14 protein-coding genes are annotated in these 16,700 nt (G+C 73.6%); 9 read left to right on the forward strand and 5 right to left on the reverse strand.

All coding sequences use genetic code 11. From position 1 onward, the window contains the following. Positions 1–79: 79 nt before the first annotated feature. Positions 80–1,159 (reverse strand): LacI family DNA-binding transcriptional regulator, encoded by a 1,080-nt coding sequence (locus IR158_RS18225; RefSeq protein WP_291815592.1) that lies wholly within the window; start codon positions 1,157–1,159, stop codon positions 80–82. Positions 1,160–1,644: 485 nt separating this feature from the next. Here IR158_RS18225 and IR158_RS18230 point away from each other — a divergent pair, with 485 nt between their 5' ends. Further along, positions 1,645–3,567, forward strand: coding sequence for a BCCT family transporter (locus IR158_RS18230; protein ID WP_291815594.1), 1,923 nt, complete (start codon positions 1,645–1,647; stop codon positions 3,565–3,567). A gap of 192 nt (positions 3,568–3,759) precedes the next feature. On the opposite strand, the gene IR158_RS18235 is transcribed toward IR158_RS18230, so the two are convergent. Then, positions 3,760–4,176, reverse strand: a complete 417-nt coding sequence (locus tag IR158_RS18235; RefSeq protein ID WP_291815596.1) for an NUDIX domain-containing protein — start codon at positions 4,174–4,176, stop codon at positions 3,760–3,762. A gap of 37 nt (positions 4,177–4,213) precedes the next feature. Continuing rightward, positions 4,214–6,121, reverse strand: coding sequence for an FAD-dependent oxidoreductase (locus IR158_RS18240; RefSeq protein WP_291815598.1), 1,908 nt, complete (start codon positions 6,119–6,121; stop codon positions 4,214–4,216). Positions 6,122–6,273: 152 nt separating this feature from the next. Between IR158_RS18240 and thiD the strand changes: the two genes are divergently transcribed. Then, positions 6,274–7,065, forward strand: a complete 792-nt coding sequence (gene thiD / locus IR158_RS18245) for a bifunctional hydroxymethylpyrimidine kinase/phosphomethylpyrimidine kinase (RefSeq protein WP_291815599.1) — start codon at positions 6,274–6,276, stop codon at positions 7,063–7,065. Between the two features lie 12 nt (positions 7,066–7,077). On the opposite strand, the gene IR158_RS18250 is transcribed toward thiD, so the two are convergent. Then, a complete protein-coding gene (locus IR158_RS18250; RefSeq protein WP_291815602.1) occupies positions 7,078–7,554 on the reverse strand; it encodes a heme-binding protein in 477 nt (158 codons plus the stop codon). Between the two features lie 169 nt (positions 7,555–7,723). Between IR158_RS18250 and IR158_RS18255 the strand changes: the two genes are divergently transcribed. After that, a complete protein-coding gene (locus IR158_RS18255; protein WP_291815605.1) occupies positions 7,724–8,896 on the forward strand; it encodes a Fic family protein in 1,173 nt (390 codons plus the stop codon). A gap of 73 nt (positions 8,897–8,969) precedes the next feature. On the opposite strand, the gene IR158_RS18260 is transcribed toward IR158_RS18255, so the two are convergent. Then, positions 8,970–10,520: a non-reducing end alpha-L-arabinofuranosidase family hydrolase gene (locus IR158_RS18260; RefSeq protein ID WP_291815607.1), complete on the reverse strand. Its 1,551-nt coding sequence runs from the start codon at positions 10,518–10,520 to the stop codon at positions 8,970–8,972. Between the two features lie 468 nt (positions 10,521–10,988). Here IR158_RS18260 and IR158_RS18265 point away from each other — a divergent pair, with 468 nt between their 5' ends. The 6 genes from IR158_RS18265 (at position 10,989) to IR158_RS18290 (ending at position 16,692) form a co-directional block, all read left to right on the forward strand. After that, a complete protein-coding gene (locus IR158_RS18265) occupies positions 10,989–11,903 on the forward strand; it encodes an SDR family NAD(P)-dependent oxidoreductase (RefSeq protein WP_291815610.1) in 915 nt (304 codons plus the stop codon). A gap of 162 nt (positions 11,904–12,065) precedes the next feature. Next, positions 12,066–12,806 carry an ATP-binding cassette domain-containing protein gene (locus IR158_RS18270; RefSeq protein WP_291815613.1) on the forward strand — a complete coding sequence of 247 codons (741 nt, stop codon included), beginning with the start codon at positions 12,066–12,068 and terminating at the stop codon, positions 12,804–12,806. Next, entirely contained in the window at positions 12,803–13,687 is an 885-nt protein-coding gene (locus IR158_RS18275) for a hypothetical protein (protein WP_291815616.1), read from the forward strand. Before IR158_RS18270 ends, IR158_RS18275 begins: the two co-directional genes overlap by 4 nt. Then, entirely contained in the window at positions 13,684–14,526 is an 843-nt protein-coding gene (locus tag IR158_RS18280; RefSeq protein ID WP_291815619.1) for a hypothetical protein, read from the forward strand. The genes IR158_RS18275 and IR158_RS18280 overlap by 4 nt, the downstream gene beginning before the upstream one ends. Positions 14,527–14,605: 79 nt before the next feature. Beyond that, positions 14,606–15,994 carry a histidine kinase gene (locus tag IR158_RS18285; RefSeq protein ID WP_291815621.1) on the forward strand — a complete coding sequence of 463 codons (1,389 nt, stop codon included), beginning with the start codon at positions 14,606–14,608 and terminating at the stop codon, positions 15,992–15,994. Beyond that, entirely contained in the window at positions 15,991–16,692 is a 702-nt protein-coding gene (locus tag IR158_RS18290; RefSeq protein ID WP_291815622.1) for a response regulator transcription factor, read from the forward strand. The genes IR158_RS18285 and IR158_RS18290 overlap by 4 nt, the downstream gene beginning before the upstream one ends. The last annotated feature ends 8 nt before the right edge of the window (positions 16,693–16,700 follow it).

Consider the following 16,700-nt stretch of genomic DNA (forward strand, 5'->3'; position numbering starts at 1 on the left):
TGATCCGCCGAGGCCCGCGCCACGGGGCCCTCCGCCGCGACGGGGGGTCAGCAGGTCGCCGGGCGTGCCGCGGGGGACCTCACCTGTCGGCGTGCGGCCGGTCTGCTGCCCGGGCCCCGCCCGTCGGCGGGGCGCTGGTGCTGCCGCGGATCGTCAACGACGTCGCCAGCTCGACGTGCCGGGAGGCCGGCCAGCTCCCGGCGGCCATGGAGAGCAGGGACTGCACGGCCATCCGTCCCATGCCGTCGAGGTGCTGGTGGACGGTGGTCAGCGGCGGGGTCGTCCACGCCGCCTGGGACGTGTCGTCGAAGCCGGTGACGCTCAGCTCGTCGGGCACCCGGACCCCGAGCTCGTACGCGGCCGCGAGCACGCCGACGGCGAGCTCGTCGTCGGCAGCCATGATCGCGGTGGGCGGGTCGTCGGACGACAGGAGGTCGTGCGCGTGGCGAGCGCCCGTGGCGACGTCGAACTGGTCGGCCCGCACCAGCGCCGGGTCGACGGGGATCCCGGCCGCGCCCATGGCCGCGTTGAAGCCGTAGAAGCGGTCCTGCGCGGCACCGGACGCCTTCGGCCCGCCGATCCAGCTGATGCGCCGGTGGCCGAGGGCGATGAGGTGCTCGGCGGCCGCTCGGGCTCCCGCCCAGTTGGACGACCCGACGCTGATCATGCGCTCGTTGGTGGTGTCCACGGGGTCGACCATGACGAACGGGATGCTGCTGTCGGCCGCGGCGTCGATGAGCGCGTCCGGGGCGGAGAGCGTCAGGCCGGCGATCCCGACCACCCCGCTCGCCCGCTGGTCGGCGATCCACTCGCGCGCGACCGTGCGCCGCCGCCTGTCCGCCAGGGCCGGGGGAAGCCGCGTCACGAGGTCCAGGTGGGCGTCCGTCGCCGTGGCCAGGACTCCCTCGAGGACCTTGAGGATGTACGGCGACGCGGGGATGTCGAAGACGACTGCGATGGCACGCCGTTGCAGGGCGGGGGTGCGTGCCGTCGTCGGCTTGTAGTCCAGCGCGGCGACCGCTGCCAGCACCCGCTCCCGGGTCGCTCCGGCGACGTCGTCGCGCCCGTTGAGGGTCTTGGAGGCTGTCGCTCTGGAGACACCCGCAGCAGCCGCGACGTCCGCGAGGGTCGCGCGGCGGGCTGCCGACTCTGCGTCCACGGCTCTCCTCAGGTCGACGAACGGGCCCGACACCGGGCCTCGGACCGAAGGCTAGATCAGGGTCGCATCGGCATCGGAACGTTTCGCAAAACAGTTTCGACACACGGGTGCTGCAGCGATGCGGCGCCGGCGACCGCAGGAGGGTCTTCGACGGCCCCCGGTGCTCGACGGCGGCGCGCCCGGCCGCCGCGACGCCGACGTCGTTCACCCTCGTCGGCTCCTGGGACGGCTTCGGCGGGCCGTCGGTGGTGATGCGCTCGCAGCTCACGGGTTGCGCTGAGTGCATCGGAAGTCTGTGATCCGGGCGACAGGCGGACTGGTGAGCGTGCTCCGCCTCGAGCCGCTCAGCCGCGTGAACTGCGAGTTCAGGGCGCCGCGGACCGTCCGTGGCGGCGCTGCCCGGATGCGGGGGGCGATCAGGCAGGTCTTCTATGATGAATGCCGGATTCTTGACCGACGAAGAGGGCGAATCGGTGGTGAGCGACATGCGCACCGGATCGACCAGTGGTCAGTCCGGACGTACTTCTGCCGCCCAGCGCGCACGCGCTGCGCAGATCCTCAAGGAGGTCAGCTCTCCCGACCTGCTCGGCAGCCCGCACCCCGCGCTGCTGCCGGGGATCGGGGTGGAGCAGACGCACCGGTTCTTCAGGATCGACAAGGCGGTGTTCGTCGTCGCGGCGGCGATCGCACTCGCGGTCATCGCCTGGGGCCTGCTGCTCCCGGCCGGTCTGTCGCGTTTCGCGGCCGCCGCGTTCGAGGTCGTCACCGTGGACTTCGGGTGGTTCTACGGCGTCCTGACCGTCGTCGTGCTGGTTTTCATGATGTGGCTGGGCTTCGGCCGGCACCGGGCCGTGCGCCTCGGCCAGGACGACGAGAAGCCCGAGTTCTCCACGGTCTCCTGGGTGGCGATGCTGTTCTCGGCGGGCATCGGGATCGGGCTGCTGTTCTACGGCCCGCTGGAGCCGATGGCGTTCTTCCTCGACCCGCCCCCGGCGTTCCCGGGCGTCGAGCCGGGCAGCGGCCAGGCGATGCACGTCGCGCTCGCGCAGACGCTGTTCCACTGGGGACCGGTCGCCTGGGCGTTCTACGCGCTGGTCGGCGGTGCCGTCGCCTACGCGGCGTACCGCAAGGGCCGCGTCCCGCTGATGTCCGCGCTCCTCGAGCCAGTCTTCGGGGAGCGCAGCAACGGCGTCCTCGGCAAGGTCGTCGACGTGTTCGCCATCGTGGTGACGCTGTTCGGCACCGCCGTCTCGCTGGGCATCGGCGCGCTGCAGATCGGTCGCGGGGTCGAGATCGTGGGCGGCGTGGGTCCGCTCACCAACGCGGTGATCGTCGGCATCATGGCCGTGCTGGCCGTCGCCTTCATCTTCTCGGCGGTCTCCGGCCTCAAGCGGGGCATCCGCGCGCTGTCGAACATCAACATGGTCCTCGCCGGCCTGCTCGGGCTGTTCATCCTGGTCGTCGGCCCGACGGTCCTCCTGCTGAACCTCGTCCCCGGCGTCCTGATGACGTTCCTGGGCGAGCTGCCGGTGATGATGGGCCAGTCCGCGGCCGCGTCGCCCGACGCGCAGGAGTTCATGAGCGCCTGGAGCACCTACTACTGGGCGTGGTGGGTGTCGTGGACGCCGTTCGTCGGCATGTTCATCGCCAAGATCAGCCGCGGGCGGACGCTGCGGGAGTTCGTCACCGCGGTCATCGTCGTGCCGAGCGCGGTGTGCCTGGTCTGGTTCACGGTCGTCGGCGGCACCGCGATGTGGCTCGAGCAGACCAGGTCGGCGATGAGCGCGAGCGTGTCGGGGCAGGACATGCTCTTCGCGCTGCTGCGTGAGCTGCCGTTCGGCGCGGTCACCTCGGTGCTCGCGATGGTCTCGATCGTCATCTTCTTCGTCACCAGCGCCGACTCCGCCTCCATCGTCATGGCCAGCCTGTCCGAGCAGGGCAACCCGACCCCACGGCGGTGGACGACCGTGGTGTGGGGAGCCGCGCTCGCCACCGTCGCGGCGGTCCTGCTGGTCGGGGGCGGCGAGGTCGCGCTGTCCGGCCTGCAGAGCCTCATGATGGTCGCGGCCCTGCCGTTCGCCGTGGTGCTCATCTTCGTGATGGTCGCGTGGGCGAAGGACCTGGCGCGCGACCCGTTGACGCTGCGGCGGCGGTACGCGCGTGAGGCGCTCGTCCAGGGCGTTCGGGCCGGCATCGAGGAGCACGGCGACGACTTCGTGGTCGGCGTCGTGGCGACCGCGCCGGACGAGGGCGCGGGCTCCTGGCTCGACACCGAGGACCCCGCCCTCAGCGACTGGTACCGGCCGGACGAGGGAGGTGCGGAACCTCCGCCCGTTCCACCGGCACCGCCGTCCGATCCGCCGTCCGGGGGTCCGGCGTCAGCGGTCCGGACGAGCGACCCCGCCTGAGCCCTCGGTCCAGGACCGCGTCCGCCTCGACGAGGTGGCCCACGCCGATGGCGGACGACGGCGGCGCGCGAGGCGTTCGACGACGGCGGCCCCGCGTGACGCCCCGGCCTCCTCACCGACCGGCGACGCGGCCCGAGGTCCGCGGTCAGGCGTCCACGCGGACCTCGTCGGACCGACCGGCGACAGCAGACCTCAGACCGGCGCCGTCGTCCCGGCCAGCAGCGGCAGCACGCGCAGCTCCAGCAGCGGGGCGAGGTCGTCGGGCAGGTCGGCTGCCGGGTCGAGCCACCGCAGCTCCTCGATCTCCGCCGCGGCCGCAACCACCGTGACGGCCGGGTGCTCGAAGACCGTGCCGACGACCTCGTGCCCCGCCTCGTTGGCGGCAGCAGCGCGGAACGTGCCGAGCTCGCGCAGCCGCGCCTCGTCGAGCACGGCGCCGACCTCCTCGTACGCCTCGCGGACCGCGGTCTGCGCCGCGGTCTCGCCGGGCTCGGGCTTGCCGCCCGGGAGCATGAAGCGGTGCGTGCCGCGCTTGCGCACGGTGAGGACCTCGCCCGACGGGCGACGCAGCACGACGGCGCTCACGCGGATGACGGTGGGTGCTGGCACGTGCGGGATCGTACGTCGCGCGGCTGGGAGCCACGGCCTACAGCTGCGCGGCGAGCGCGTACGCCCTGTTCACCGCCTCGCCCACCTTGGCCGGCTCGACGCAGTCCCCGACCGCCTGCACCGGGATGCCCGCAGCGGTCAGCTCGGTCAGCAGGTCGGTGCGGGGCCGGCTGCCGAGCGCGAGGACGACCGTGTCGGCCGGCAGCGTCGCCGGGCCGTCGGGCCCCTCGACGAGGACGCCGTCGTCGGTGATCTCCCGCACGCGGGTGCCGGTCAGCAGCCGCACCCTCGCCTCGTCCAGGCGGCGCAGCAGCGTGATCCGGTTGACGACGAGCATGTCGCGGGCGATCTCGTCGAGCATCTCGACGACCGTCACGTCGTGGCCCTCGTTCGCGAGCTCCAGCGCCGCGTCCGAGCCGGACAGGCCACCGCCGACCATGACCACCCGGTGCCCCACCGGCGCACCCCGGTGGAACCGCAGGACGTCGACGACGTCGTCGCGGTCGGTGCCGGGGATGCTCGCGGGCACCAGCTGGGTCGACCCCGTCGCGACCACGACCTGGTCGGCATCGCGCAGCTCGGGGGAGTCGGCCGTGATGCGGTGCCCCAGGTGGACCGTCACCGGCAGCTCCGCGAGCTGTCCCTGCCACCAGTCGACCATCCGGCGCAGCTCGCGCTTGAAGTCGGGCGTCGCGGCGGGCCACAGCACGCCTCCCGCGTGGTCCGTCTCGTCGTAGACGTCGACCCGGTGCCCGCGCGTCGCGGCGACGCGCGCCACCTCCAGCCCGGCCGGGCCTGCGCCGACGACGACGACGTGCCGCTGCTCGGTCGCCGGCCCCGGCAGGTGGGCCTCGAACCCGACCTCGGGGTTGACCGCGCAGCCCAGGGGCTCGCTGGCGAGGATGTTGCCGACGCACAGCTGGTTGCAGCGGATGCACGGGCGGACGGCCGCGGGCTGCGCGGCCGTGAGCTTGCGCGGCAGGTCGGGGTCGGCGATGAGCGCGCGGCCCATGCCGATGAAGTCGACCTCGCCCGCGGCCACCGCGCGGTCGCCGATCTCGGGGGTGATGTTGCCGGTGGCCATCACGGGCACGTCGACCACGGCCCGCACGGCGGCGGCCCCGGGCAGCAGCGGTGCGTCGCCCATGTAGTACGGCGGGAAGATCCAGTCGACGGTCTCGAACGCGCCGTCGTCGACCATGAGCAGGTGGATGCCGGCCTCGGCGATGATCGGCGCCATCTGCAGCGACTCCTCGAGGCTGCGGCCCCCGGGCATGTGGTGGTCGACCGTGAGGCGGAACGTGATCGCCAGCTCCGGTGCGGCCGCACGTGCGGCGGCGACGAGCTCGAGCGGGAAGCGCAGCCGGTTCTCCAGCGAGCCGCCGTAGCGGTCGGTGCGCTGGTTCCACTGGCTGCTCATGAACTGGTCGATGAGGTACCCGGTGTGGGAGTGGATGTCGACGGCGTCGAACCCGGCGGCCGCCAGGCGCGCCACGGCGGGGCCGTACTGCTCGACCAGGTGCTCGACCTCACCGGTCGTCAGCTCGCGGCAGGCGCGCGACGGGTCGGCCAGCCACGGCGTGGGCGAGGCGGACACCGGGACCTCACCACCCGGCTCCGGCGGACCGACCCGCCCGGAGCCCGGGGTGAGCTGCCCGGCCAGCAGCGCGCCCTCGGCGTGGACGGCGTCGGCGAGCCGTGCCAGGTCCGGGATCACCCCGTCGTCCTCGACCTTGGGCCACCCCTCGTTGTCCTCGAAGCGCGACGTGGTGGTCATCGTGCCGGTGATGATCAAGCCCACGCCGCCGGCGGCGCGTGCCGCGAAGTACGCGACCTCACGCTCCTCGACACGTCGGCCGAAGCCGACGTGCATGGGCGGCATGACGATCCGGTTGCGGGTCTCGAGCCGGCCGATGCGGCCACGGCTGAGCAGGTGATCGAACACGGCGCCCCCTTGCGTCCACGGTCATCCTCGACGCTACGTCCCCCCGCCCCCCGACGCACCCGGCGGGGTCCGATGGGACAGGACGCCACGCAGGCGCGTGGGCGTGCGAGGCTGGTGCTCTACGCAGCAGACCTCTCGACAGGAGTACCCAGGTGGTCGACCTCGCCTACGTGATCGCCGGATCGGAAGCGACCGGCGGTGCCGGGATCCAGGCGGATCTGCGGACCTTCCAGTCCCTGGGGGCCTTCGGCCTGGGGACCGTCACGTGCATCGTGTCCTTCGACCCGGCGAACGACTGGGGACACCGGTTCTTCCCCGTCCCCGCCGACGTGATCGCCGCGCAGATCGAGGCCGCGACCGCGGCGTACGCGCTCGACGTCGTGAAGATCGGCATGCTCGGCACGCCCGCGACCATCGACGTGGTTGCCGAGGGGCTGCGTTCCCAGCCGTGGCGGCACGTGGTCCTCGACCCCGTGCTCATCTGCAAGGGGCAGGAGCCCGGCGCGGCGCTCGACACCGACAACGCGCTGCGCGAGCAGGTCGTGCCGCTCGCCACCGTGGTGACGCCCAACCTGTTCGAGGCGCGGGCGCTGTCCGGCATGGAGACGATCGAGACCGTCGAGCAGCTCACCGAGGCCGCGCGCCGCATCCAGGAGCTCGGTCCGCGCTCCGTCGTCGCGAAGGGCGGCGTCGAGCTGCCGGGTGACGACGCCGTGGACGTGCTGGTCGACGGTGACGAGGTCACGGTGCTCCGGGCACCGAAGGTCGGGCGGGAGCGGGTCGCCGGCGCCGGCTGCACGTTGGCCGCAGCGATCACCGCCGAGCTCGCGAAGGGCGCCGAGGTGGCCGACGCCGTCGCCGCGGCGAAGCGGTTCGTGACCGCGGGCATCGAGGGCCGCGTGGCCGGGCGCGCGCCGTTCGAGGTGGTCCGGCAGGGCGCCTGAGCGCAGGCTGCGTCAGCCGGCCCGTGCCGCCAGGTAGCGGCGCACGGTCTCGGCCGACACCGCATGGTCGACGACGTCCGGCTCGCCCGACGTCGTCAGCGTGCCCACGACCTCGCCGTCGACGCGCAGCGGCACCGACCCGCCGTGCGCCTTGAGCAGGTCGTGGTCCACGTCGGTGCGCTGCTCGAACGGCGAGCCCGCCGCCTCGTGGCGCCGGCGCACCAGCAGGGACGGCTCACCGAAGCGGTGCACGACGCGCGCCTTGCCCTCGAGCCAGGGCACGTTGCCCGCACCCGTCGAGCCCGTCATGGCCAGGAACAGGGTCTGGCCGCCCAGCTCGACGCGCACCGCGAGTTCCGCGCCGCGCTCGCGGGCCACGGCGACGGCCAGCAGGCCGAGGTCCACGGCGTCGTCCTGCGTGAACGCCGGGAGATCGAGGCGCGGCTCGGCCTCGAGGTCGGCGACGGTGAAGACGGGGAGCTCGGTCACAGGGCCCATCCTGAGGCATGCGCCTGCGGGATCGGTTCGGACCCGCTGACGACGAGCGGGCGGTTGGTCTCGGGGTGGGAGGCGCACGCACGTCGTTGTCAGATGTCCTCATTCTTGGGACACTGGACCGTCATCCGTCCGCTTGGCCTCAAGATCAGGACATCGAGTCATGCTCTTCCGCACTCCTGACCTCGACCTACGCGACGTTCAGGTGCTCGACGAGATCGGAGCGCTTCACGAGAACCTCGCCGAGCACGTCCGTGTGCCCAGGCGGTGGACCGGACGCCTGCGTCGCACCGCGCTCGCACGTGCGATCCAGGGGTCGAACAGCATCGAGGGCTACCGCGTCGAGCTGGACGATGCTGACGCCGCACTCGACGACGAGGAGCCTCTGAGCGCGGACCAGCGCACGTTCGCGGAGATCCGGGGGTATCGGCAAGCCTTGGGCTACGTCCTCGCGATGGCGGCGGACGAGCACTTCGACCTGGACGCCTCGGCCCTGCGGTCGATGCACTACATGATGCTCGCTCACGACCTCGCCAAGAGTCCGGGCCAGTACCGGCGTCGGGAGATCTTCGTCCAGGACGAGCGGACCGAGCAGGTCGTCTATGCGGGGCCCGACGCCGCGGACGTCCCGGGGCTCATGTCGGAGCTCGTCGACTCGCTGGGACGCGACGACGGCGTCGAGCCGCTGGTGCAGGCCGCCATGGCGCACCTCAACCTCGTGATGATCCACCCCTTCCGCGACGGCAACGGCCGGATGGCGCGCGCGCTGCAGACGCTCGTCCTGGCCCGCCGTGGTGTCGCGGAGCCCGAGTTCGCGAGCATCGAGGAGTGGCTCGGCGCCAACACCGACGACTACTACCGTGCTCTCGCTGTCACGGGTCACGGAAGGTGGGCCCCCGGAGGGGATGCAAGCCTGTGGGTGAGCTTCAACCTCCGTGCTCACCACATGCAGGCGCAGACCCTCCGCAGCAGGCTGGCGCGTGCCCAACGGACCTACGAGGCGCTCGACGAGGTGCTCGCCGCGCAGCGGATCCCCGACCGTGCCCTCGACGCCCTGTACACGGCTCTGATCGGCTTCCGGTTGCGCCGTTCGACGTACGTCGATCAGACCGGCATCGACGAGCGCACCGCGAGCAGGGACCTCAAGGCGCTGGCAGACCTCGAGCTGTTGCGGCCGGTGGGGGAGACGAAGGGGCGGTACTACGTGGCGGGTGAGGCGCTGAAGGCGGTCGCCCGGGCGATCAGTCCGTCGGAGCCGATCGAGGACCCGTACCCGGCGATGCGTGCGGAGCTCATGCACCGCGCGACGGGTGCGCCCGTCCTCGGGGTGCCCTAGCGGGTGCGCCCCCGCGGCCCGCTCCACAGGGAGCGAGCCGCAGGGGCGCACGGTGTCGATCAGGCCTCGACGACTACCGCTGCAGGGTCAGCAGACCCGGGCGGTACGGCAGGGCGCCGTAGTCGCCGCCGGAGGACGGGTTGCGGCCCTGGTAGAGCAGCTGCAGGTTGCACGGGTCGACCGTCATGGTCTGGTCCGCGCTGGTGCGCAGCAGCTCGCCGTGGCTGATGTCGTTGGTCCACGTCGCGCCGCTGTTGGCCTTGCCGGCGAACGGGTTGCTCTCCGAGGTGGCCTGCGGCGTCCAGGTCCCGTCGAGGCTCGTGGCCGTGAAGGACCGGAAGTAGCGGCCCTGGGCGCCGATCGCCTCGACGATCATGAGGTACCGCTGCTGGCCCTGGAGCTTGTAGACCTGCACCGCCTCGAAGAGGTTGTTCGTCGTGTCCGTCATGATCGTCTGGTAGCTCGACCCGAAGCTGCCGGGGAAGTTGCCGATCGGCATGGACGCCCGGTAGATGCGGCCGTTGTCGCCGGCGAAGAACAGGTACATGTTGCGGTCGTCACCGATCAGGGCCTGGTCGATCGGACCGGTCCCCGAGTTGGAGATCGACCCGGTGAAGAGCGTCTGGTGCGCGCCCCAGCTGTTCGGGTCCGACGGGTTGGTCGACGTCCGGTAGGAGAACGCGGGGCCGCCCCACTGGTAGGCCAGGACCCAGATGTTCTTCGGCGCGAAGTAGAACAGCGACGGCGCGACCGCCGTGAACGGCATCGTCCGCTGCTGCGCCGAGCCCATCTGCGAGTAGCTCGAGAACGGGGCGAACGCGGTCGACTGCCACGCCGTGCCCGTGTTCGTCGTCGCGTACACGAGCTGCTGGCCGTTGACCGGCGCGACGGTGAAGTCCTTCAGCGACACCCACCCGGAGCGCGGCTGGGCCAGCACGCCGGAGTCACGCCACCGGTACGACGACGGCAGCGAGCAGGTGCCCGTCGGCGGCGGTGTGGTCGGCGACGCGGTGGGCTGCGTCGTCGGGTTGCTCGTCGGCTGCGGGTTGCTGCCGACGCGGACCAGCTGCCACTGCTGGTTGTTGCCGCCCCAGTTGCTGTACTGGACGATGTTGGCGCCGTCGGCCGTCGAGCCGCCCTGGACCTCCACCGCGAGGTTGGAGTGGCGGTTGACGAGGATCACGTGCCCGTTGGGGGCGTCCTGCAGGCGGAACTGCTGGTTGTTCGTGTTGTTGTCGGTGTACTGGACGATCGCGCCGCCGTTGGCGGTCGACCAGTTGTGCACATCGAGGACCTTGCCCGAGAGGCGTGACTTCAGCCGGTAGTACCCGTTGCCGGAGTCGACGAACTGCCACTGCTGCTGCGAGCCGTCGTTGCGGGTCCACTGCGTGATCCGCGCGCCGTCGCTCATCGAGAGGTTGTACACGTCGAGGGCCTTGCCGCTGCCGCGGTTGATCAGGACGTACGACGCGCTCGTGTCGACCGTCGCGGCCGAGGCCGCGGGGGCGGCGACGAGTGCGGCGGCGCCTGCTGACACGGCGGTGGCCGCGGCGACGAGGACCGACGCCCAGCGCCGGCGTCCTCGTGCCGGGGCTGCCGCCCCGTAGGCACGTGCTGATCTCATGCTGCTCTCCTTCGAGTGGTCGGGGGCGGAGCGGCCCGTCGCGACGGCGGTCGACGTCGACTGCCGGGCGAGGGCGATGTGAGCCTTCACATCCCGGTTCGAGCGGTTTGTGAAGGTTCACATTGCCATGTGGGATCGCTCCGACTGAAGAGCTGCGGAGCACTCCTAAACGGTTCGGCCCCGCCGCCTCGGGCGTCTGGTTGGCAATCGTTCCCTCGTTCGGGTGGGCAGGGGGGCGGCCGTGTCCGGAACGCCGGTTGCGCCGGGTCCGCCCGGTCCGGCACGGTGGGCACTCCGCCGGCGGTACGGGCACGACGGGGCGACTCACGGCACGCTGAGCATCGTCCTCAGCTCGCCCGACGGCGCCCGGTCGGTCGCGGTCGGCATCACCGGCTGCCGATGGCCCACGCGACCTGCTGACCGACGGCAGGCACGGGCCGCGGCGCTCGAGCAGGGGGTACTGGCAGCGTGACAGGACCTGTTCTCATCACCGGAGCCACGGGAGGCCTCGGGCAGGCGACCGCGCGCGCCGTGGCCCGTGAGGGGCATCCGCTCCTCCTCGTCGTGCGTGACCTGGACCGGGGCGAGGTGCTCGCGCGCACCCTGCGCGAGGCCGCGCCGGGGCTCGCGGTGTCCGTGCGCCGCGCCGACCTCGCCGACCTGTCGAGCGTCCGGGCGCTGGCGGACGGGCTGATCCGCGAGGACCTGCTCCCGCGGGCCGTCGTCTGCAACGCAGGGCTCCAGGTGGTCGACGGGATCCAGCGGTCCCCCGACGGCTACGAGCTGACGATGGCGACGAACGTCCTGGGCCACGTCGCGCTGCTCGCCCCGATCCTCGAGCGCATGGGGCCCGGCTCACGCGTCGTCACGATCGGCAGCGAGACGCACCGGGGCGGCCCGAGGGCGTTCGGCTTCCCCGCCGCGCGGTGGACGGACATGGCGACGCTCCTGCGGCCGCCGCCCGGTACCCCGGCGCATCCGGTGGCCGGGAGGGTGCGGTACTCGACGTCGAAGCTGGCCTGCATCGCGCTCGCCTACGGGATCGACGCGCGGTGGCGCGGCCGGGGCGTGCGCGCCGTGGCGTTCGACCCGGGCCTGATGCCGGAGACGGGGCTGGCCCGGCAGTACCCGCCTCGCCCCGGGCAGCCGTACCAGCAGCGGGGTGAGCGCCGCGTAGGCGGACCGGATCGCCGAGGGGTGCCGGACTCCGCCGCGGACCTCGCGTGGCAGGCGACCGCCGAGGAGGCCGAGCCGCTCATGGGCCGCTACGTGAGCCAGCGGCGCGCACGCCGCAGCTCGGTCGCGAGCTACCGCTCCGGGCTGGGTGCGCAGATCTGGGACGCCTGTCTCGAGGCGGCGGGCGTCGAGCCCACGGGCGCCTGACGGTCGCCGCGCCGTCCGTCCGGGGTCCCGCGTCCTCCTCCCGGGGGAGGAGGACGCAGCCCGCCACCTCTCCTCCACCGGCAGGTGCTGGGCACCCACCCCGTCTCCGTAGCGTCGCCGACGGACGCACCGCAGGGTGCGACGCGACGAGGAGGAGACGCCATGATCGAGGTGGAGGCGCTGACCAAGCGCTACGGGAGCACGACGGCGGTCGACGGCCTGACGTTCACGGCACGGCCCGGGACGGTCACCGGGTTCCTCGGCCCCAACGGGGCGGGCAAGTCGACGACCATGCGGGTCGTCGTGGGGCTCGAGCGCCCGACGTCCGGGACCACGCGGGTCGACGGGCACCGGTACGCCGACCTGGTGGCACCGCTGCACGCGGTGGGTGTCATGCTCGACGCCCGCTCGGTGCACCCGGGCCGCACGGCCTACAAGCACCTGCTGGCGCTGGCGCAGACCCACGGCATCGGCCGCTCGCGTGTCCGCGACGTCATCGCGATGACCGGGCTGGAGACGGTCGCCAAGCGCCGCGCCGGGACGTTCTCGCTCGGCATGGGCCAGCGCCTCGGCATCGCCGGTGCCCTGCTGGGCGACCCCGAGACGCTGATCCTGGACGAGCCGGTCAACGGCCTCGACCCCGACGGCGTGCTGTGGGTGCGGCGCCTGGTGCGGGACCTCGCGGCGGAGGGCCGCACGGTGCTGCTGTCGTCGCACCTGATGCACGAGCTCGCGCTGTGCGCCGACCGCGTGGTCGTCATCGGCCGCGGGCGTCTGCTCGCCGACGCGCCGGTCGCCGACCTCGTCGGCTCCGAGGGTGGGTCGCTCGAGGACGCGTACCTGCGGCTGACCGCCGACTCCGTCGAGTACCGCGGCACCGTCACTCCCGGGGGTGCGCGATGAGCGCCGCCGCCACGTCCCCGACGCGGTCCGCCGCGTCCGCCGTCGCGGTCCGCCGCGGCCCGACGTTCGCGGGCGTGGTCGCCTCCGAGTGGACCAAGCTGGCCAGCCTGCGCTCCACGTGGTGGACCCTCGTCGTGACGGTGGGCGTCGCCGGGGTGCTGACGTACCTGGGCGCGAGCGCGTCGTCGGCCGACACGGGGTTCGACCCCCTGGCCGACGTGACGACCGGCCTGCTGCTCGCTCAGATCGGGCCGCTCGTGCTGGGTGTGCTGGCCGGGGCGGGGGAGTTCCGCACCGGCGCGTTCCGCTCGACGTTCACGACCGTCCCGCGGCGCTCGCCGGTGATCGCCGCGCAGGCGGTGGTGATGGCGGGCTTCGGCCTGGTCCTCGGGGTCCTGACGGCCCTCGCGGGTGTCGTCGCCGTCCTGCCCGTGGGTGCCGCGCACGGCGTCCCGGTCGACCCCACGGCCGGCGCCACACCCGGCGTCCTGCTGGGCATCGTGCTCCTCATGGCCGGGTTCGCGCTGCTGGGGCTCGCGATCGGGACGCTGCTGCGCCGCACCACGCCCGCCGTGGTGACGGCGCTGGTCGTCGTCCTCGTCCTGCCGATGATGACGATGATGGTGGGTGACCCTGCGGTCGGCGGTGCCGCCGAGCCGGGCTTCGCCGACGACGCGGCACCGGTCGTCACGGTGGCGGGCGCCATCGGCGCGTTCCTGCCGGGCAACGCGGCACAGCTCATGGCGATGCCGGCCTCCAGCGGCCCCATGCCGGGCGCCCCGGACCTCGGGCCCGTCGGCGGTGGTCTGGTCCTGGCTGCCTGGGTCCTCGTCCTGCTCGGTGCCGCGACCGTGCGGCTGCGGACGCGGGACGTGCGATGACGACCGCGGGCGGGACGGCGGTGGTGCCCGCGCGGGCCTCGCGCGGGGCGCCGCCCCGGCGCGGGGTCACGTACGGGCGCGTGCTGGCGGGTGAGTGGACCAAGGCCGTGAGCGTGCCCGCCCACCTGTGGCTCGCGCTCGGCACCGTCGTCGCCGCGGCGGGCACCGCGTACGGGCTCGGCCTGTTCATTCGGCCCGACGACGGCCGGTCGGGGTCCTGGGTGCTGACCTCCGGCATCGTGCTCGCGCAGATGGGCTTCCTCGTCCTGGGCGCGCTGGTCGGCACGTCGGACCACACGACCGGCACGGCGCGCACGACGTACGCCGCGGTGCCGCGCCGACTCCCGGTGCTCGGCGCGCAGGTCGTCGTCACGGCCGTCGTCGCCGCTCTCACCGCCGCGGTCGCGCTCGCCGCGTCGTACCTCGCGACGGCGGGCGTGCGCGGGGCCGACGCCCCGGACCTCGACCTGGTGGTCCCGGGCACGACCCGCGCGCTGCTCGGGTTCGTGCTGCTCGCCACGGGCGTCACCCTGCTGGGGCTCGGGCTGGGGGCGCTGCTGCGCCGCCCGGCCGACGCGATCGTCACCACCTTCGTGCTCGTGGTCCTCGCCGACCACCTGCTGGCGGTGCAGCCCGGGCGCGTCACCGACACGCTGCGCGCCGCGCTGCCCGGCTCGGGCAACCGGCTGCTGCTCGACGACGCGGCGGTCGCGGCGTTCGACGGCGCGACGCTCGGACCGCAGCTGGGCGTGTGGGGCGGCGGTGCGGTGCTCGCGGCCTGGGTCGCCGTGGCGCTCGCCGCGGCCGCGTACCGGCTGGTGCGCCATGACGTCCGCTGAGGCCGGGCTCTCCCGCGCGGCGTCCGCCGTCGCCCGGGAGGCAGGCCCCGGCGACGGTCCGGGATGGGAGAGTGGGCCGGTGGTGATCCGGCGCGCGACCGTGGCACGGCCCGGCGTGCCCGCCGGGGGCGGTGACGACGTCCTCACGGAGGAGCAGGTCCGTGGCGGGAGCCCGGTGGGTCGGCTCGTCGCCGGGCACCCCTGGGTCACCGACGCCGCGGTCGCGGTCGCGGTGCTGCTCGTCGGGCTCGTCGGCGCGGTCTTCGCCTGGCAGACCGCGGTGGGAGCCGCGGCCCTCGGTCTGTACCCGCCGGACGCCGACGTGCCGACCACCGTCGCGACCACCTGGCTGATCGGGACCGCGACCGGGACCGTGCTGCTCGCCGTGCGCCGCAAGGCGCCTCTGGTCGTGACGGCCCTGCTGACGGTCGCGTCCGTGGTGTCCCTGCTGGTGGCCGGGGTGCTCGGGGTGCTCGGGGCGTGCGCGGCGTGCGCCCTCTACAGCGTCGCGGCGAGCCGCAGCACACGCACGACGTGGGTCGCCTTCGGGGTCGTGCTGACGGCCCTGACGCTCGCGCTGTGGCGGTGGCAGGACCTCGGCCTCATCGAGATCATCCTGTGGTCCGGGGTCGTCACCGGGTCCGGCTGGGAGCCGGTGACCTACCTGGAGTCGCCGACGTTCTCGCCCGGGCGCCGCATGGGCTCCGTGCTGCTGCTGCTCGCGCTGCTGCTGCTCGGAGTCGCCGTCGGCTCCGCCGCGCGCGCCCGGCGCCTGCACGCGCGCGAGCTCGTCGAGCGCTACCGGGCGCTGGCCCGCGAGCGGGACCAGAGCGCCGCGCTCGCCCGCGCTGCCGAGCGGGCCCACATCGCCCGGGAGATGCACGACGTCGTCGCGCACAGCCTGTCCGTGATGGTCGCGCTCGCGGACGGTGCCGACGCCGCGGCGGATCGCGCCCCCGACCGCTCGCGGGAGGCGGTGCGGCAGGTCGCGCGCACCGGCCGGTCCGCGCTGGCGGACATGCAGCGCGTCCTGGGCGCGTTCGAGACCGACGACGAGCGGCGGGTGGCGCCCACGGACGTCGACCTGTCCACCGTCGTCGAGCGCTTCGGGACCGCGGGGATGTCCGTGACCGCGACGGGCCTGGACACCGCGCTGCCCGACGACACGTCGGTGCGGCTCGCGGTCACGCGGATCCTCGGCGAGGCGCTGACCAACGTGCTGCGGCACGCCCCCGGGGCGTCGTCGGTGGAGGTCGCGGTGCGCCGGACGCCGACGACCGTCGAGGTCGAGGTCCTCGACGGCGGGGGTGCGCGAGCGGGTGACGGGCCCGGGACCGGGCGGGGGATCGTCGGCATGCGCGAGCGTGCCGCGCTGCTCGGTGGGCACGTCGAGGCGGGGCCGCGCGTGGGAGGCGGGTGGCAGGTCCGAGCGGTCCTGCCGTGGGACGACGACGGAGGACGACCATGACGACGGTGCTGCTCGTGGACGACCAGGCGCTGCTGCGCGTCGGCTTCCGCCTGGTCATCGAGTCCGAGCCGGACCTCCAGGTGGTCGGCGAGGCCGCGGACGGCCGGGTGGCGATCGACCAGGTGGCCGCGCTGGCACCCGACGTCGTGCTCATGGACATCCGCATGCCCGGCATGGACGGCATCGAGGCGACGCGGCGCCTGGTCGCCGAGCACCCGGACTCCCGCGTGCTGGTGCTCACCACGTTCGACGTCGACGACCTCGCGTTCTCCGCCCTGCGGGCCGGTGCCAGCGGGTTCCTGCTGAAGTCGACCAGCCCGGGCGAGCTCGTCGACGCGATCCGCACCGTCGCCTCGGGCACCTCGGTCGTGGCGCCCCGCGTGCTGCGGCGCATGCTCGACCTCTTCGCGCACCACCTGCCGGCCGGCGAGGAGCCGGTCGACGACAGCGACGCTCCGCACCCGCGCCTGCGCGGTCTGACACCGCGCGAGCTCGATGTCCTGGCCCTCATCGCGGACGGCTCGTCCAACGCCGAGATCGCGGCGGAGCTGCTGGTCTCCGAGACGACCGTGAAGACGCACGTCGGCAACGTCTTCGCCAAGCTCGGCGCCCGCGACCGCGTGCAGGCCGTGATCATCGCCTACGAGTGCGGCGTGGTGGGGCAGACGGGCGCCGGCTCGCCACGCCGGGGCCTCTGACCCGACCG

The sequence above is a fragment of the Cellulomonas sp. genome, assembly GCF_015234515.1.
GTDB lineage: Bacteria > Actinomycetota > Actinomycetes > Actinomycetales > Cellulomonadaceae > Cellulomonas.